General features: G+C 73.4%; 15 protein-coding genes. 8 read left to right on the top strand and 7 right to left on the bottom strand.

Annotated elements, in window-relative coordinates; translation table 11 throughout:
* Positions 1-188: 188 nt before the first annotated feature.
* Entirely contained in the window at positions 189-2,576 is a 2,388-nt protein-coding gene (gene lon, locus ABD832_RS41050; protein WP_344908077.1) for an endopeptidase La, read from the bottom strand.
* A gap of 263 nt (positions 2,577-2,839) precedes the next feature.
* Between lon and ABD832_RS41045 the strand changes: the two genes are divergently transcribed.
* The 4 genes from ABD832_RS41045 (at position 2,840) to ABD832_RS41030 (ending at position 7,067) form a co-directional block, all read left to right on the top strand.
* Positions 2,840-4,138 (top strand): sensor histidine kinase, encoded by a 1,299-nt coding sequence (locus tag ABD832_RS41045; protein WP_344908074.1) that lies wholly within the window; start codon positions 2,840-2,842, stop codon positions 4,136-4,138.
* Entirely contained in the window at positions 4,135-4,791 is a 657-nt protein-coding gene (locus tag ABD832_RS41040) for a response regulator (RefSeq protein WP_344908072.1), read from the top strand. The genes ABD832_RS41045 and ABD832_RS41040 overlap by 4 nt, the downstream gene beginning before the upstream one ends.
* Positions 4,792-5,071: 280 nt before the next feature.
* Positions 5,072-5,812 carry an alpha/beta hydrolase gene (locus ABD832_RS41035; RefSeq protein WP_344908069.1) on the top strand — a complete coding sequence of 247 codons (741 nt, stop codon included), beginning with the start codon at positions 5,072-5,074 and terminating at the stop codon, positions 5,810-5,812.
* Positions 5,805-7,067 (top strand): acyltransferase family protein, encoded by a 1,263-nt coding sequence (locus tag ABD832_RS41030; protein WP_344908066.1) that lies wholly within the window; start codon positions 5,805-5,807, stop codon positions 7,065-7,067. Before ABD832_RS41035 ends, ABD832_RS41030 begins: the two co-directional genes overlap by 8 nt.
* Positions 7,068-7,086: 19 nt before the next feature.
* On the opposite strand, the gene ABD832_RS41025 is transcribed toward ABD832_RS41030, so the two are convergent.
* On the bottom strand, positions 7,087-7,515 hold the full coding sequence (locus tag ABD832_RS41025; protein WP_344908063.1) for a hypothetical protein: 429 nt from the start codon (positions 7,513-7,515) through the stop codon (positions 7,087-7,089).
* Between the two features lie 156 nt (positions 7,516-7,671).
* On the opposite strand from ABD832_RS41025, the gene ABD832_RS41020 reads away from it, so the two are divergent.
* The 4 genes from ABD832_RS41020 (at position 7,672) to ABD832_RS41005 (ending at position 10,909) form a co-directional block, all read left to right on the top strand.
* Positions 7,672-8,325 (top strand): biliverdin-producing heme oxygenase, encoded by a 654-nt coding sequence (locus ABD832_RS41020; protein ID WP_344908060.1) that lies wholly within the window; start codon positions 7,672-7,674, stop codon positions 8,323-8,325.
* A 45-nt stretch (positions 8,326-8,370) separates the two neighbouring features.
* Positions 8,371-8,982: a TetR/AcrR family transcriptional regulator gene (locus ABD832_RS41015; RefSeq protein ID WP_344908056.1), complete on the top strand. Its 612-nt coding sequence runs from the start codon at positions 8,371-8,373 to the stop codon at positions 8,980-8,982.
* A 399-nt stretch (positions 8,983-9,381) separates the two neighbouring features.
* Positions 9,382-9,708, top strand: coding sequence for a hypothetical protein (locus ABD832_RS41010; protein ID WP_344908053.1), 327 nt, complete (start codon positions 9,382-9,384; stop codon positions 9,706-9,708).
* A gap of 127 nt (positions 9,709-9,835) precedes the next feature.
* On the top strand, positions 9,836-10,909 hold the full coding sequence (locus ABD832_RS41005; RefSeq protein WP_344908049.1) for a DUF6745 domain-containing protein: 1,074 nt from the start codon (positions 9,836-9,838) through the stop codon (positions 10,907-10,909).
* Positions 10,910-11,192: 283 nt separating this feature from the next.
* On the opposite strand, the gene ABD832_RS41000 is transcribed toward ABD832_RS41005, so the two are convergent.
* Genes ABD832_RS41000 through ABD832_RS40980 form a run of 5 tightly spaced genes read right to left on the bottom strand, consistent with a single transcriptional unit; the run spans position 11,193 to position 16,516 of the window.
* On the bottom strand, positions 11,193-12,128 hold the full coding sequence (locus ABD832_RS41000; RefSeq protein WP_344908521.1) for an STM4011 family radical SAM protein: 936 nt from the start codon (positions 12,126-12,128) through the stop codon (positions 11,193-11,195).
* A gap of 5 nt (positions 12,129-12,133) precedes the next feature.
* A complete protein-coding gene (locus tag ABD832_RS40995; protein WP_344908044.1) occupies positions 12,134-13,465 on the bottom strand; it encodes an STM4012 family radical SAM protein in 1,332 nt (443 codons plus the stop codon).
* On the bottom strand, positions 13,456-14,262 hold the full coding sequence (locus tag ABD832_RS40990) for an STM4013/SEN3800 family hydrolase (protein ID WP_344908041.1): 807 nt from the start codon (positions 14,260-14,262) through the stop codon (positions 13,456-13,458). Before ABD832_RS40990 ends, ABD832_RS40995 begins: the two co-directional genes overlap by 10 nt.
* Positions 14,259-15,563, bottom strand: coding sequence for an STM4014 family protein (locus ABD832_RS40985; protein WP_344908038.1), 1,305 nt, complete (start codon positions 15,561-15,563; stop codon positions 14,259-14,261). The genes ABD832_RS40990 and ABD832_RS40985 overlap by 4 nt, the downstream gene beginning before the upstream one ends.
* Complete coding sequence (locus ABD832_RS40980; protein WP_344908035.1) at positions 15,560-16,516, bottom strand: STM4015 family protein; 957 nt, start codon at positions 16,514-16,516, stop codon at positions 15,560-15,562. The genes ABD832_RS40985 and ABD832_RS40980 overlap by 4 nt, the downstream gene beginning before the upstream one ends.
* Between the last annotated feature and the right edge of the window lie 90 nt (positions 16,517-16,606).

Here is a 16,606-nt window from a genome sequence, read left to right as displayed (position 1 = left end):
TTCACTTCGCTTGAAACCCGAGGTCACTTCATTGATCACTTACCTTTTTCCCGGATGAATCAGGAAATATCGATAAAAAGACGGCCCGATTGCGGCCGGCCGGAGCGGCGGGACTTCCCGGTGGAACGACGGACGGCCCGTCCCCCGGGAGATCTCCCGGGGGACGGGCCGTCACGGCGACCGCGGGATCAGGCGGCGGTGCGCTCGCTCGTCCCGGTCGTCCCGGCCGTCTGCGCCGGGGTGAGCGCGATGGCCAGGACCTCGCGCACGTCGCTCACCGTGTGCACGGTGAGCTCGTCGCGCACGGCCTGCGGCACGTCGTCCAGGTCGGGCTCGTTGCGTGCCGGGATCAGCACGGTGGTGATGCCCGCCCGATGGGCGGCCAGCAGCTTCTGCTTGACCCCGCCGATCGGCAGCACCCGGCCGGTGAGGGAGACCTCGCCGGTCATCGCCACGTCGGCGCGGACCTGCCGCCCGGACAGCAGCGAGGCCAGGGCCGTGATCAGGGTGACGCCCGCGGACGGGCCGTCCTTGGGAACGGCTCCGGCCGGGAAGTGGACGTGCACCGAGCGGTCCTTGAGGGACCCGACCGGCAGCTCCAGCTCCGCGCCGCGCGAGCGCAGGTAGGACAGGGCGATCCTGGCGGACTCCTTCATGACGTCGCCGAGCTGGCCGGTCAGGGTCAGGCCGGTGTCGCCGGTCTCGGGGTCGGCCAGGGACGCCTCCACGTAGAGGACGTCGCCGCCCGCCCCGGTGACCGCCAGCCCGGTGGCCACGCCGGGCACCGCCGTACGCTGGCTGGACTCGGGAAGCGAGGACTCCGGCACGTGGCGCGGGCGTCCCAGGTAGGGCACGAGGTCGCCCACCCGCACGGGCAGCTCGCCCTCGCCGAGGGCGACGTTGGCCGTCACCTTGCGCAGGATCCTCGCGATCGAGCGCTCCAGCGACCGGACCCCCGCCTCGCGGGTGTACTCGCCGGCGAGCGAGCGCAGCGCGTCCTCGCCGATGACGACGTCCTCGGCGGTGAGGCCGGCCTTGTCGAGCTGGCGCGGGAGCAGGTGGTCGCGGGCGATGGCGACCTTCTCGTCCTCGGTGTAGCCGTCGAGCGTGACGATCTCCATGCGGTCCAGCAGCGGGCCGGGGACGGACTCCAGCACGTTGGCGGTCGCCAGGAACAGCACGTCGCTCAGGTCGAGCTCGACCTCCAGGTAGTGGTCGCGGAAGGTGTGGTTCTGCGCCGGGTCGAGCACCTCCAGCAGCGCGGCCGTCGGGTCGCCCCGGTAGTCGGAGCCGACCTTGTCGATCTCGTCGAGCAGCACGACCGGGTTCATCGAGCCGGCCTCGCGGATGGCCCGGACGATCCGGCCGGACTGCGCGCCGACGTAGGTGCGCCGGTGTCCGCGGATCTCGGCCTCGTCGCGGACGCCGCCGAGGGCGACGCGGACGAACGTACGGCCCATGGCGCGGGCCACGGACTCGCCGAGCGAGGTCTTGCCGACCCCGGGGGGACCGGCCAGCGCGAGCACGGCGCCGCTGCGGCGCCCGCCGACCACGCCCAGGCCCTTCTCGGCCCTGCGCCCGCGGACGGCCAGGTACTCGATGATGCGGTCCTTGACGTCGTCGAGGCCGGTGTGGTCGGCGTCCAGGACGGCGCGGGCCGCGGCGATGTCGTAGGAGTCCTCGGTCCGCTCGTTCCAGGGGATGTCCAGGACGGTGTCGAGCCAGGTGCGGATCCAGCCGGTCTCGGGAGACTGGTCGGAGGTCCGCTCCAGCTTGTCGACCTCCTTGAGCGCGGCCTCGCGCACCTTGGCGGGCAGGTCGGCGGCCTCGACGCGGGCGCGGTAGTCCTCCTCCTCGGAGCCGGAGGTGTCGCCGTTGAGCTCGGCGAGCTCCTTGCGGACCGCGGCCAGCTGCTGGCGGAGCAGGAACTCGCGCTGCTGCTTCTCCATGCCCTCCTGGACGTCCTTGCGGATCGTCTCGGCCACGTCGAGCTCCGCCAGGTGCTCGCGCGACCACTCGACCAGCATCGCGAGGCGGTCGGCCGGGTCGGCGGTCTGCAGGATCTCGGCCTTGCGCGAGGTGGTCAGCCAGGGGGCGTAGCCGGAGTTGTCGGCCAGCACCGAGGGGTCGCTCATCTGGTTGACGGCGTCGACGACCTGCCAGGCGCCCCGCTTCTGCAGGATCGTGGTGGCCAGCGCCTTGTACTCCTTGGCGAGCTCGTGGGCCCGCTCACCGGCCGCGATCACGGGGATGACCGTGGCCTCCACCCACAGGGCCGCACCCGGGCCGGTCGTGCCGGTGCCCACCCGCACCCGGTCGGCACCCCGCACCACGGCCGCGGGCTCCCCACCGGGAAGCCTGCCCACCTGCTCGACGATCGCCCGCACGCCCACCGAACCGTACCGGCCGTCGATCCGGGGAACGAGCAGGACCTCGGGCTTGTTCTCAGCGAGAGCCTGCGCCGCGTCGATCGCGGCCCGGACCTCGGGCTCGGACAGGTCAAGCGGGACCACCATGCCCGGCAGCACGACCTCGTCGTCGAGCGGCAGGACCGGGAGGATCAAGCTCTCACTCATGTGAACTCCAAGGGTTGAGTTATACAGGCTCAATTAATGGGAGCCTCAGAATGTTCCCGAGGATGAGCGTGTTCACTGTGAGCGATCGTAATGATGTAATCACGGGCCATCGGGTCCTCTCCTCGATCCGGGGAGCGAGGGGTGAGCCACCACTCTCACCCAGACAGGCACCGGGGTGGCCGGTCCTCTCACCCCAGGGGGTGACCTGCGGCGTCACCCTGCGGGGTGAGGCGGGGCGTGGCCGGGCTGCCTAAGCTGGCCGGGTGACCTCCCGTCCTCCCCGGCAGCGTGCGCGTGCGGCCCGCCAGGGCGTCCTGCGGCTGATCGGCCCGCTCGTCGAGGCGGCGGTGACCGGGGTGCCCGATCCGGCCCGGCCCCGGACCGGCCGGCTCAACGCGCGGGTGCCCCACTTCCTGGGGGTACTGCCGTTCCGGACCGTCGACCTGGTCCTGCTGGCCGACCTGGCCCTGACCTTCCTGCTGTTCCAGACGGGGTTCGTCCGCTTCAAGGAGCTCGCGGCCGAGACGCACTCCCCCATGGACGTGCAGGGGCTCGCGTTCGCGGCCGCGGCCTTCTCCCTGCCGCTCGCGCTGCGCCACCGCTGGCCCCTGGCCGCCTGGCGGTCGGCCGCGCTGCTGATGCCGTTGGGCACGGACATCTCCCGGCAGTTCCTCGGCATTCCGTACACCTCGGCCGCCGCGGTCATGTTCATACTGGTGGTCTACTCGGTCGCGGTGCGCTGCGATCGGCGGATCACCCTCGGCGTGTGGATCATCTCGGTCCTGGGCGCCCTGACGATCCACTCCGACTCGCTGGCCGTCGTCACCGTCGTCCTCACCGTGACCGTCCTGTTCGGTCACAACGTCCGCGCCCGGCGGCTGGCCCTCGGCAGGCTCGCCCAGGAGGAACGGCGCAGCAGGCAGGCACTGGACGGGCAGGCCGTGCTGGAGGAGCGGGCCAGGATCGCCAGGGAGCTGCACGACGTCGTCGCCCACCACATGTCGGTGATCGCCATCCAGGCGGAGGCCGTCCCGCTGCAGGCGGCCGGGGACGCGGCGCGCCTGGAGGAGGGGCTCGGGCAGATCCGCACGCTCTCGCTCACGGCCATGAACGAGATGCGCCGCGTGCTGGGCGTGCTCAGGGACGGCGACGAGAACGGCGACACCGCGCCGCAGCCGGGCCTCGGCCGCCTGGAGGAGCTCGTCGGCACCGCGCGCTCCGCCGGGCTGACCGTGACGCTCCGCCTCGGCGGCGACCTGACCGGCCTGCCCACGGCGGTGAGCCTGTCCGCCTACCGGATCGCCCAGGAGTCGCTCAGCAACGCCATGCGGCACGCGCCCGGGTCCACCGTCTCGATCACGATCGTCCGCTCCGGCGCCGAGCTGCGCGTCCAGGTGACGAACACCGCCGGGCACCGCTCCCCCGACCGGCCGGGACCGGCGGGACACGGCCTGATCGGAATGCGGGAACGCGTGTCCATGCTCGGCGGGAGCCTGTGGATCGGGCCGGTCGGCAACGGGTTCGCGGTCACCGCCATACTGCCGATCATGGAGAACGCATGACGATCCGGGTGATCATCGCCGACGACCAGGGGATGGTGCGGACGGGTTTCACCGTCTTCCTGAGCGCCCAGCCGGACATCGAGGTCGTGGGAGAGGCCGCCGACGGGCGCGAGGCCGTGGCGCGGGCGGCCGAGCTGCGGCCCGACGTCGTCCTGATGGACGTGCGGATGCCCGTCATGGACGGCCTCGAGGCGACGCGGAAGATCATGGAGGTCACCGATCCCGCGCCGAAGGTCCTGATCCTGACCACGTTCGACCTCGACGACTACGTCTACGAGGCGCTGCGGGCCGGGGCCAGCGGGTTCCTGCTCAAGGACGCCTCGGCGCAGCAGCTCGCCGAGGCGGTCCGGGTGGTGGCCTCCGGGGAGGCGCTGCTGGCGCCCTCGGTGACCCGGCGGCTGATCGCGGAGTTCGCCCGCGTCGGCCCGCACCGCCCACGCGGGCGGCTGGACGACATCACCGGACGCGAGACCGAGGTGCTCGCGCTCATCGCGCGGGGCAGGTCCAACCAGGAGATCGCCGAGGAGCTCGTGCTCTCGGAGCAGACCGTCAAGACCCACGTCGGCCGGATCCTGGCCAAGCTGAACCTGCGCGACCGCGCCCAGGCGATCGTGTACGCCTACGAGACCGGCCTGGTCCGTCCGGGCGGGTAGACCGCTCCGGCCCGCCGCACGCCACCCGGGCCCGTCTGCCTCCACCCGCTGCACACCGCCAGGACCTGCGCCTCGCCTGTTTCACGGCGCCCGGACCCGTGCCTTTGCCTGTTTCACGGCGCCCGGCCTCGCGCCTCGGCCGCTGCGCACCGCCCGGCCGCGTGGCCGGGCCGTCTCACCCTCCGGGGTGACCCTCGGGGTGCGTCCCTGGGGGCGATGTGAGTGACCCGCCGGGATTTCTAGCGTGCTGTCCGGTTCCTCGACCGGACAGGAGTTCCCGATGCCCAGCCGCGCGCTCGCCGTGGTCACCGCCGCCACCCTCACCTACGTGCTCGTCCCCACCCCGCCGGGTGACCGGATCATCAGGGTCTACGGCGACCTGCGTACCGCCGAGCACGTCGCGGTCATCGTCCCGGGCTCCGACACCACGGCCGCCACCTTCGACGGCGGCCGGGCCAAGCCGTACAGCACCCCCGGGGGCGGCGCCCGGGCGGTGCTGGCCGAGGCGCGGGCGCTGGCCCCCGGCGCCCGGCTGGCGGTGGTGGCCTGGCTCGGGTACGACAGCCCGGCCACCGTGAGCCTGGCCGTGCTGACCGGAGGCGCGGCCGAGCGGGGAGCCTCCGATCTGCGGCGGTACGTCACCGGGACGCTCCGGGGCAAGCGGGTCAGCCTGCTGTGCCACAGCTACGGCTCGGTCGTGTGCGCCAAGGCCGCGCCCGGGGCGGGCGTCGCGGACGTGGCCGTCGTCGGCAGTCCCGGCCTGGGCGTCTCCCCCGCCGCCGGGATGGGCGGTGCCCGGCTGTGGGCCGGCAGCGGCGGCGGCGACTGGATGCGGAAGGTCCCCAAGACGCGGATCGGGCCCCTCGGGTTCGGCCCCGACCCGGTGGGGCCGACCTTCGGCGCCCGGACGTTCGCGGCGGGGGCCGCCGGGCACAGCGACTACTTCGCACCGGGCGGGGTGTCCCTGCGCAACCTGACGCTGATCGCCCTCGGCCGGACGGGCGAGGTGACCCGTGGCTGACCTCGTCTCCCGGATCGAGGCGGCCACCCCGGCCGGCCGGGACCGGGGCATGGACGCGCTGCGCGCGCTGGCGATCCTCGGGGTGGTCGCCGGGCACTGGCTGGTCACGAGCTGGGTGCACGGCCCCGGCGGGAAGGTGCGCCTGTCCAGCCCGCTCGCCCACCTGCCCGCGTTCACCCCGGCCTCGTGGGTGCTGCAGACGCTGGCGGTCTTCTTCTTCGTGGGCGGGTACGCCGCGGCCCGGAGCCTGAGGCCGGCCGCCGACCGGCACGGCCTGGAGGGTCGGGAAGGCCGGGAAGGCGGGTCCGGTCGTCTGCGTGCCAGGATGCGCAGGCTGCTGGGGCCCGCGGTGCCGCTCGTCCTGGTCTGGGCGGGGACGGCGGCCGGGATGGCGCTGCGCGGGACGCCGGTGGAGACGATCCGGTCCATGGCGCTCCCCGCGGTCGGGCCGCTGTGGTTCCTGGCCGTCTTCGCCGCGCTGACCGCGGCCACCCCGCTGCTGCTCCGCGTCCATCCGGGCGTCACGGCCGTGGCGGCGTTCGCGGTCGTGCTCGGGACGGACCTGGTCCGGTTCGGGCTCGGCGGCCCGGCCTGGGTCGGGTGGGCGAACCTGGTGGCCGGCTGGCTGGTGCCGTACGCGCTCGGGATCGCCCTGGCGGGCGGGATGCTCGCCTCGCGCCGGGTGGCGGCGGGGCTGGTGGCCGGTGGGACGGCCGGGGCGGTGACGCTGGTCGCGGGCTTCGGCTACCCGGCGAGCATGGTGGGGGTGACCGGGGCGGCCGTCTCCAACCTCGGCCCGCCCACGCTCGCCGCGGTCTGCTTCGGGCTGGCCCAGGTGGGGCTGGCGCTGCTGGTACGCGAGCCGCTGACCCGGCTGATGCGCCGTCCCCGGGTGTGGGCCGCGGTGGCGCTGGTGAACCTCTCGGCGATGACGATCTTCCTGTGGCACCAGACGGCGCCGTCGCTGATCGCCGTGGCGGCGCTGCGCTTCGGCGACGTCCCCGGCCTGCTGGGCCTTCCCGCCGAACCGGTCTGGCTCGCCTACCGGCTGGCCTGGCTCCCGGTGTTCGCGGCGGTTCTCGCGCTCGCCTGGCTCCCGCGTCCGGCACTCGGACGGTCGGTGCTGAAACGGCCGTTGTCGAAAGGGCCCGTGCTGGAAGGGCCGGTGTCGAAAGGGCCATCGCCGGGACGGCCGGGAGCCGGTTCCCGCGGACCGGTGCCGGCGGGGCCGGGGCGAGCCGCGGACGCGCCGTGAGCGGCCCTGGGGACGGGTCTCAGGAGGTGAAGGCGTACTCGCGGCTCTCCTCGTCCCAGATCAGCGTCTGGTCGTCGACGTGGACGTCCCACTCGGTGCCCGGCAGGGCGGATCTGAGCCGCCCGAGCGTGGAGCCCATGTAGTGCTCCAACTGCGCAAGCATGGGCTCGATCCCGCAGTCTCCGTGGGAGACCTTGGTGGAACCCTCCAGGACCACGCCGGGGTCCCTGGACCCGTCCACGTCGTAGAAGCCGAACTCCTCGCAGATCTCCCCCGCGTCCGCGACGTACTCGGGGACGATCCCCTCCTCCTTCCAGGCCGGCAGACGCCGGTTCAGCCGCTCGAACAGTTCCGCGTTCTCCTGGAGCAGGATCCCGGCGACCCGGTCCAGCTCCTGCCCGTCGAGCTCGCGGTCACGGCGCGCGGTGTAGTAGATCGAGATTCCCATGTCCATGCCTCCTCGCAGGGCCGTTCCCGGCCCGCCCGCACCGGGTCACCGCGTCGAAGGATAGACCGGTCGGTACGGGGTCGTCGTGATCGGCTTGACGCGAAGACGGGCTTTTTGTGACACTGTGTCATAAATTTCCCTCGTCGCGGAGTGATCATGAGCGAGCCGCCGTTCTCCGAAGTGCTCAGGAACGCCACCTGGGGTGATCACGAGTCCGCCGAGGACGAGAGCTACCTCAAGGCGCTGATGGCCGGCAGCCTCAGCCCCGAGGCCTACGGCGAGATGGTCGCCCAGCACTACTTCGCGTACGTGGCCCTGGAGAGCGCCTCGCGCTCGCTGGCCGGCGACCCCGTCGCGGCGCCGTTCGTCATCCCCGAGCTGTACCGGGAGGAGGCGCTGGTCCGCGACCTGGAGACGATCTACGGATCGGGCTGGCGGTCGAGGATCGAGCCCTCCAAGCCCACCCTGACCCTGGTGGCCCGCATCAACCAGGTCGCCACCTGGCCGGGTGGCTACGTCGCCCACCACTACACCCGCTACATGGGCGACCTGTCGGGCGGGCAGTTCATCCGCATCGAGCTGGAGAAGATCTACGGTTACCGGCCGGGCGGCGGCGTCGACTTCTACCGCTTCGACGGGATCGGCAGCCTGCCCCGCTTCAAGAACGACTACCGCGCCAGACTGGACGCGCTGCCGCTGGACGAGGCCGAGAAGCGGCGCCTGATCCGCGAGACCAGGCTGGCCTACCTGCTGAACACCGAGGTCCTGGGCGAGCTCGCCCGGGTGACCCGGCCGGAGTACGCGGCCTGACCACGGCGCCTGACCACGGCGCCGGTGCTGTGCGACCATGGGGCCATGCCCCGGATTTCGGCCGCGACCGTCGGCGAGCACCGCGCCCAGACCCGGGAGCGCATCCTGCGGGCGGTCTCGCGGCTCTCCCGTGACCAGGGCATCGACGCCATCTCCATGACCGAGGTGGCCGGTGAGGCCCAGATCACCCGGACCGTGCTGTACAACTACTTCCCCGACAAGGCGGCGCTGCTGCTCGCCTTCACCGAGCGGGTGACGCACTACTTCATCGAGGCCTACGAACGGGAACTGCCCGAGCGGGCCACTCCCGCCGAACGCCTGCGGGTGTTCGTCGGGCTCCAGCTCGACGGGCTGCTCGCCCACCCCCACCCCGGCCCCGCCGACCTGTCCGCCGCGCTGGGCCCGGACGCCTACCAGCGCCTGGCCGATCACGTCGAGCCGATGCAGCGCATCCTGACCGGCATCATCGACAGCGGCGTGGCCTCCGGTGACTTCCACGCCCCCGACGTGACCGCCACCGCCCGGATGATCCTCGCCGTCATCGGCGCCGAACGGGTGCCGCTGCTCAGCGGCGCGGTGACACCGCGGGAGGCCGAGGAGATCGTCTCGGGTTTCGTCCTGCGCGGCCTCAGCCGCCACACGGCGGAACCCGCCTGACGCCCGCGCCGGGACACGGGTGGACCGGACGTGTTCCGGCGCCGGGTCGACCGGACGCGTTCCGGAGCGGTGACGTTCGAGGCCACCGTCGACGCCGAGCGATCGACGCGGGGAGAGCGGCGCGGGGAGAGCGGCGCGGGGAGAGCGGCGCGGGGAGAGCGGCGCGGGGAATCGACACTGGGGAAGCGGCGCTGGGGAAGCGGCGCTGGGAGAGCGGCGCCGAGGAGAGCGGTCATGGGGGAACGGGGGCACCGGGAGGACGGCGCCGACGTGACGGCAGGCCCGTGACGAGGCCGCGGCGATGACGTCACGGGACGGCGGGCGCGGGGTGCCGGGGCGGCCGGGAAATGTCGGTGGGGGCGGCTAGTTTCTCCTCAACCCCGACGCAAGGAGTCCCAGATGTATCGCCAGGGAGACGTCCTGATCATCCCCGTTCCCGAGGAGGCGGTGCCCGCCTCGGCGCTGTCCACGCCGTCCGTGCCGCGTGACGCCCGGGGGCGTCTGGTGCTGGCCCTGGGCGAGGCCACCGGTCACGCGCACGCGGTGGTCGGCCCCGGCACCCTGGTGCGCGGCCTGCGTCCGATGGATCCCGACTTCCTGCACGTCCCCTCGGGCGGGCGCGTCGTGCACGAGGAGCACGGCGCGATCCCGCTGCCCAAGGGGTGGTATCGCGTGCAGCGCCAGCGCGAGTACGTGCCGGGCGCCTTCCGCGTCGTCGCCGACTGATCCCGCCCGCCCGGTTACGCCCGGCCGACCCGTCCGGTCGATCCGTCCGGTCGATCCGTCCGGTCGATCCGCCCGTTTCACCCTGACCGATCCCGCTCGACCGCCCCGCCCACCCCAGGAGCACACGTTGACCGCCATCACCCAGACCTCCGCCCCCGCCGGGCCGGCCGGGCTCCTCACGGCCGAGACCGCCGAGTCCCTGACCTCCTCCGCGCTCAGCTGGGAGCAGGTGGCCTTCCGCCGAGGACCGGCCGAACGGCCCGCGGCCGAGGAGGGCGTGCGGCTGGCCTACCGGATCGGCGGGCTGCCCGAGCCCGAGAAGATCATCTGGGTCGACTCCCCCGCGGCGGGCGCCAGGGCGATCGTCACGCTCGGCGCCGGCAGGACGGTCCGTGACGCGGTGCGGACCAAGCCCTGGGAGCAGGCCAGGGCCGAGGTGCACTCCGCGCTCGGCACCACGGCCTGGCCGCTGGCCTGGTCGCTGACCGGTGACCGTCTCTGGCGTCCGGTGAACCGGCTGGTCACCCAGATCCGCCGGGCCGTGGCCGCGTCGGAGGAGTCGGAGGCCGCCGGGGCTGCGCTGCGTGCCTCGACGCTCGACGCCGTGCTCGGCCAGCACGACGCGCCGTGGCTCTCCCTGTTCGACGCGCTGGGCCGTCCCGAGGTGGCCGGCCTGGTGCAGGTGGCCGAGGCGGCGGGCTGGTGGTGGCCGTTCGAACGTGTCGCGCTGATCTGCGAGCGGCCGGTGGAGCTGTACCGCGACGACTCCGACAGGCTTCACCGCGGCGAGGGCCCGGCCCTGGTCTATCCGGACGGTTTCGCCCTGCACGCCTGGCACGGCATGCCGGTCCCGGCCGATTTCAGCACCTCCATCGCGAACCTGACCCCCGCGCGCATCCGTGCCGAGCAGAACGCCGAGCTGCGCAGGGTCATGCTGGAGCACTTCGGCTACGACCGATACCTCGCCGAGTCCGGCGCCACCCCCGTGCACCGTGACGAGACCGGCGTCCTGTGGCGCATCGAGCTGGGCGAGGACGAACCGGTGGTGATGGTGGAGGTGGTCAACTCCACCGCCGAGCCCGACGGCACGTTCAACCGCTACTGGCTGCGCGTCCCGCCCGCCACCCGCACCGCCCGCGAGGGTGTGGCATGGACCTTCCAGCTTTCCGAGTCCGACTACCACCCCGAGCGCGAGACCTGACAGGACCGCCCGATCCCGGGCGGAAGGCCGGACGGCTCCGCGGTCGCCCCGGTCCCCTGCCCGGGTGGCCCACCGGCCTCCCGCCAAGGCGGGTCCACCGCTCCGTCAGTCGTCCGGGCCGTCAGTCGTCCGGGCCGTCGGGCGTCCGGGCCGTCCACCCACCGGCGCGTCGAGCCGTCCGGCCATCGAGCCGTCGAGACCTCGGACCGCCGGGGCATTGAGCCGTCCAGGCGTCCAGGCAGCGGGGCGTCCGGGGTGTCGGGGCGTCGCGTAGGGGCGTCGATCAGCCGGGCATCGATCGGCCCGTCCGCTCGAGGCGGGCCGGGATCCGTTCCAGGATCCCACCGGCGAAGACGTCGTAGAGGCCGGTCGGCTCCAGGTGCACGTACCCGATGTGGCAGTCGCACAGCGCCGCCGGGCACGCCCTGGCGCTCGGCCGGAACGTGCCGTCGTAGAGGTTGCCCAGCGTGGCCGGGACGAAGTGGCAGCGCCGCACCGTGCCGTCACCGTCGACGGAGATCACGCTCTCCCCGGTACGGCAGGGCAGCCCGGCGCTGCGGTGCGGCGTCCGGCTGTGGCGGAACAGCGGGTCGACGGCCGTCCAGGCGTCCGCCTCCTCGTCGGTGTAGAGGGCGCCCTCGGCGGCGTTCACCCAGAGGTAGACCTCGGCGGGGAGGTCCGCCCGCAGGCGACGGGCATGATCGAGGTGCTCGGGCAGCCCGACGATGCCGACGCTGAAGCGGACTCCCCGGGTCACCAGGTCCCGGCAGCGGCCGAGGAAGCGCTCGTAGCCGACCTGGCCGGGGTGGTAGGTCACCCACAGGGCGAGCGTGTCCAGGTCGGCCTCGGCCAGCCAGTCCGGCCGGCAGCTGAAGTTGGTCTGGATGGCGACCCGGCGTACGTGCGCGAGGTGGCTCAGCCCGACCATCGCCGTGCGGTACCAGGAGCGGACCAGCCCCTCCCCCCACGGGGTGAAGAGCACCGAGACCGGGTGGTCACGACCGGCCACCCAGGCGGTGAAGCGTTCCAGCGCGGCCCGGTCCAGCCTGAGCCGGTCGGGGTCGTCGCGCCGCTTGGCGAACGGGCAGTAGGGACAGTCGTAGTCGCAGCTCGCCAGCGGGCCCCGGTACAGGATCGTCAGGTGTCCCGGGTCCTGGCCGACCTCGGACGGCACGGGGACGAATCGTCGGGGAGCCGGGACGTCCACCGGATCGGGCATCGCGTTCATCGCTCCTTGTAACCGGCCATCAGCGTCCGGACCCGGCCGGAGAACAGCGCCGGGCCGACCGCGTCGGAATGGGCCAGCCCTTCGGCGGTGAGGCGGAGCCGCCCGGAGCGCCCGTCGGCCGGGTGCTCCAGCCAGCCCCGGGCGGCCAGGCGTTCCAGCTCCTCGCCGAAGTGGGTCTCCACCCCGGCGCCGAAGCGGTCGCGGTAGGCCGCCCGTTCCAGGCCCTCGGCCTGCAGCAGCGACTGGATCAGGTGGCGGCGGCGCCGGTCCTCCTCGTCGAGCGTGAAGCCCACGTTGGCGACCGCGAACTCCTCCGCGGGCAGGCGCACGTAGTCGTCGATGATGCCGCGCACCGCACCGGCGCCGACCGCGTACTCGTAGGAGTAGTGCAGGTCCGAGGTGTAGGACCGGGCGCCGCAGCCGAGCCCGACCATGCCGTCGCTCTGGCAGGTGTACTCGGCCGGGGACGAGCGGCCCGGCAGCCGGAACATCCGCATCGAGACCTGTTCGTACCCGGCGGCGAGCAGGTGGTCGCGGCCCTGCCGGTAGAGGGCGAGCCGCTGGTCGTCCCAGTCGCGGGCGCGACGGCCGAGGCCGGTCAGCGGGCGGACGTACAGCGGGTAGAGGTAGATCTCCTCGGGCCTCCAGGCCAGCGCGGCGTCCAGCGAGTACCGCCAGGAGGCCTCGGTCTGCCCGTCGATGCCGTAGATCAGGTCGATGTTGAGCGTCTCGAACCCGGCCTCCCTGATCCGGCCGAGCGCCGTCTCGACCTCCTGCCGCTTCTGCGGCCTGACCGCCGCGCGGGCCTCGGCGTCGATGAAGCTCTGCACGCCGATCGAGATCCGGGTGGTGCCCCGCTCGACGAGGACCGCCAGCCGGTCGGCCGTGGCGGTCGCCGGGGAGGTCTCCACCGCCAGCGGGACGGCCCGCAGGTCGGCCCCGGTGATCTTCTCGGTGAGGTCGAACATCCGGGTCAGCTCGGCGGCGCTCAGGTAGGTCGGCGTGCCGCCGCCGATGGCCGCCGCCGCGAACCGGGGCCCGGCCAGGGCGTCCCGTACGGCACGGGCCTGGCGTTCCAGCGCGTCGAGGTAGGCGTCGACGAGCTCCTCGGGGGCGCCCGTGCGGGTGAAGAGGTTGCAGAACCCGCAGCGCATCTCGCAGAACGGGATGTGCAGGTAGAGGAAGAGGTGCCCCAGGGGCTCGTCCGCCCAGACCCGCTCCAGCGAGGGGCGCGGGTCGAGCGGCCGGTAGGCCGTCTTATGGGGATAGGCGTAGACGTACCCCTGGTAGGGGCTCGCACCCGGATCCGACGTCACCGTCACCGCCATCGCCCCCGCTCCATCGTGAACTCACCGTAGGGCACCGTCCAGACGACCTCGTGGCCGATCCGGTGCCCGACATATCCATCCTCACCGTAGGCGGTGCCGTGGTCGGAACAGACGATCGCGTACCCCGGCCGCCTCCGGCTCATCAGCGCGAACAGCCTGCCGATGTGCCGGTCGACGTACTCCAGCGCGGCGGCGTGGCTGCGCGGGCCGTCGCCCTGCTCGGGGGTGCCGCCCGGCAGGTGGAACCAGTTGGGCTGGTGCAGCGCCGAGACGTTGACGAACAGGAAGACCGGCCCGTCGGTCCCGGCCACCGCCCGCTCGGCGCAGGCGATCTGCGCCTCGAACGAGGTGGGGGCGGTGACCCCGAACCCCGGCTCCCAGTGGCTCTCGGCGAACAGCGCCGGGAGCGCGGACCCGAGCGGGGTGAGCTTGTTGAAGAACCCGACCCCTCCGACACAGATCGTGTGGTAACCGGCCGCGGCCAGACCGCCGGGCAGGTCGGGCGCGTCGAAGACCCAGGTGCCCGGGGCCGTGGTCTCGCTACCGGGGAACGCCGCGGCGAACGGCCGCGGATGCGGCCCCGGCGCGGCCGGGGTCGGCAGGAACCCGGCGAGGATCGCCGTGTGCGCGGCATAGGTGAAGTTGCCGGGGCTGTGCCGTCGCTCCCAGCGCCCGCCCGGCAGCGCTCGGGCCAGGGTGGGCAGCCGTCCGGCCGCGAGCAGTTCCTCGGCCACGTCGTGGCGGAGCGTGTCGAGCGTGACCAGCAGCAGGTCGTGGCTGCCCACGATCTCGTTCATGTCCCGCACGGGGTGGCCTCCCTGCGGGCGGGGACCGCGCGGGCCCACCCCGGCCGGGCCGCCTCGCGCCCGCACGTCTCCTGCCCGGCCCCTTCCGGCCCGGCCGTCCCGAACCCGGACGGCCCGCACCCGGCCGTCTCAGACCCGAACGTCCCGGACCCGAACGTCTTCCGCTCGGACGTCCCCGGCTCGGACGTCCTCGCTTCGGACGTCTCACGCCCGGACGTCCCGGACCGGGCCAGGATCGCCCGGACCTGGGCGTCGTAGGTGTCCAGGCCCTCGGCGGCGCCGCCGGGCAGCCCCTGAAGCCGGGGAAGCAGGTCGCCGAACGCGTTGACCTCGGCCACCGCGAGGGTCCGCCAGTCCACGCCGATCATCAGGTCGACCCCCACGGCCAGGCTCCCCGGGAAACAGGCCGCGGCCCGCGCGCAGACGTCCAGCGCTCGCGCCCAGCCCTCGGGACCGAGCCGGGCCCGGACCTCGCCGAGATCGCCCCGCGAGCCCCCGAGGTGCAGGTTGGTCATGGGCCCGCGCCCGGCCCGGACCACCGCGTGGGTGGGGACGCCGTCCACGACCACCACCCGCAGGTCGATCGCGCGCCCGGCCAGGCTCGCCTTGGGGAACCAGCGCTCGACGTGCAGCCCGTCCGCGGACAGCAGGCCGACGATCAGCGCCAGGTCGCCCTCGTGCTCGTAGGAGCGCAGGCGCAGGGAGTTGTGCAGCTCACCGGCCTCCAGGGCCGCCGAGGTCACCGCCTTGACCTTCGCGCCCCGGGCCTGCAGGGCGATGATCCCGGACGCCGAGGAGCCGTGGGCCGGCTTGACGAACACCCGGCTCCATCCGGCCTCGCCCATCCTCCGGCGCAGCTCCCCGTACCCCTCGATCGGGCCGGGAAGGGCCGGGGGGACGGGGACACCGGCGGCCGACAGCCTGGCGTGGCAGAGCCGCTTGTCGAACATCACCGCGATCTCGCCGATGTCGGCGAGCAGCACGGCGCCGGGCGTCCGGGCGACGGCCTGGCGGATCCGTGCCGTTCCCGCGGTGAAGGCGGCGTACCAGCGGGCCCCGCCGCCGACCCGGGACGGCGCGCCCGGGCCGCGCAGCAGCTCGTCGGCCTCGGCGTCCTCGCCCGGTGAGTCGATCCGCACGAGCGTGCCCGGCGCGAGCCGGATCTCCTCGCCGCGCAGCACGGACGTCCACGGCAGCGACGCGGGCTCGGTCAGGCCGTGCCGGGCGCAGGCCTCGGCGAACAGGGTGACCCGCCGCTCCCCGGGGGTGCCGACGACGGCGAGCGCGGTCACTCGGCGACCGCGATGTAGCGCCACTCGCCGTCGGGCTCCTCCTGCTCGGACACGTCGAGCTCGACGCCGGAGCCGGAGAACGTCGCGGTCAGGCGCTCGACCATGGCGGTGGTCATGAAGTGGTGGTGCAGGTCCAGGCGCCGCAGGTGGGTGAGCGGCTGGCCGGAGAGCAGCGCCTCGGCACCCTCGTCGGTGAGCACGCCCATCGACTGGGCCAGCGACTCCAGCCGTGCCACCACGGGGGCCGAGGCGACCGCGGCGGCGACCTCGTCCTGGATCTCGCTGTTCTGCAGCCCCAGGTGCACCAGGGCGGGCAGCCGCTCGCCGGACAGGATGGCCGCCAGGTCCGTCACGGTGGCGTCGCCGCCGTACTCGCTGGTGCCGAGCCACAGCTCCAGGTACTCCAGGGCGGGCAGGTCGCTGTCACCGACCGCCCTGACCACGGCGGCGGGCAGCCCGCCCGCCTCGAAGCGCAGCACCTTCAGGTGCTCGTGGCGGACCGGCCGGAACACCAGGTCGCTGCCACCGCGGACCTCCAGGCGCTCCAGCAGCGGGAACGCCTCCAGCAGCGGGGTGACGTCGCTCTGCCGGATCCAGGAGATCTCGCACTCCTCCGACTCCATCGCGCCCAGGAAGAGCGAGCGCAGCGCGGGCAGGCGCGCCGCGTTCTCCGTCAGCAGGCGGACGATCTCGGCGGAGTCCTCCTCGTACGCCTCGCCCCACCCGCCGATGATGATCGCCTTGACCTCGGTGGTCTCGACGGTCTCGACGAAGCGCGCGAACTGGTCGGCGAGGCTCTCCTCGGCGTCGTAGACGTGGACCGACAGGCGCCAGGCGGTCTCGCCCGCCACGGGCATGGGGGCGCCCGGGGGACGCATGCCCTCGATGGGCAGGCCGGCGTACCGTCCCTTGTGAAGACCATCGACCTTGTCGTCGAACTCGCTGTAGTCCATGGCAGGCTCCTGTCGGGCTGAACGTGACAGGACCCGTCCTACCAGAGATGCACGACACTTCAGGAATCGCGTGCGCCGACGGGGTGCTCA

Source organism: Streptosporangium longisporum, assembly GCF_039534895.1.
Classification (GTDB): domain Bacteria; phylum Actinomycetota; class Actinomycetes; order Streptosporangiales; family Streptosporangiaceae; genus Streptosporangium; species Streptosporangium longisporum.
This window is presented reverse-complemented; position numbering and strand designations above follow the sequence as displayed.

What these genes read in the sequence shown, in the direction of transcription:
- lon (WP_344908077.1), bottom strand. Translation starts at nt 2,576, where the DNA reads ATGAGTGAGAGCTTGATCCTCCCGGTCCTGCCGCTCGACGACGAGGTC.
- ABD832_RS41040 (WP_344908072.1), top strand. Translation starts at nt 4,135, where the DNA reads ATGACGATCCGGGTGATCATCGCCGACGACCAGGGGATGGTGCGGACG.
- ABD832_RS41035 (WP_344908069.1), top strand. Translation starts at nt 5,072, where the DNA reads ATGCCCAGCCGCGCGCTCGCCGTGGTCACCGCCGCCACCCTCACCTAC.
- ABD832_RS41025 (WP_344908063.1), bottom strand. Translation starts at nt 7,515, where the DNA reads ATGGGAATCTCGATCTACTACACCGCGCGCCGTGACCGCGAGCTCGAC.
- ABD832_RS41020 (WP_344908060.1), top strand. Translation starts at nt 7,672, where the DNA reads ATGAGCGAGCCGCCGTTCTCCGAAGTGCTCAGGAACGCCACCTGGGGT.
- ABD832_RS41015 (WP_344908056.1), top strand. Translation starts at nt 8,371, where the DNA reads ATGCCCCGGATTTCGGCCGCGACCGTCGGCGAGCACCGCGCCCAGACC.
- ABD832_RS41010 (WP_344908053.1), top strand. Translation starts at nt 9,382, where the DNA reads ATGTATCGCCAGGGAGACGTCCTGATCATCCCCGTTCCCGAGGAGGCG.
- ABD832_RS41000 (WP_344908521.1), bottom strand. Translation starts at nt 12,128, where the DNA reads ATGCCCGATCCGGTGGACGTCCCGGCTCCCCGACGATTCGTCCCCGTG.
- ABD832_RS40995 (WP_344908044.1), bottom strand. Translation starts at nt 13,465, where the DNA reads ATGGCGGTGACGGTGACGTCGGATCCGGGTGCGAGCCCCTACCAGGGG.
- ABD832_RS40990 (WP_344908041.1), bottom strand. Translation starts at nt 14,262, where the DNA reads ATGAACGAGATCGTGGGCAGCCACGACCTGCTGCTGGTCACGCTCGAC.
- ABD832_RS40980 (WP_344908035.1), bottom strand. Translation starts at nt 16,516, where the DNA reads ATGGACTACAGCGAGTTCGACGACAAGGTCGATGGTCTTCACAAGGGA.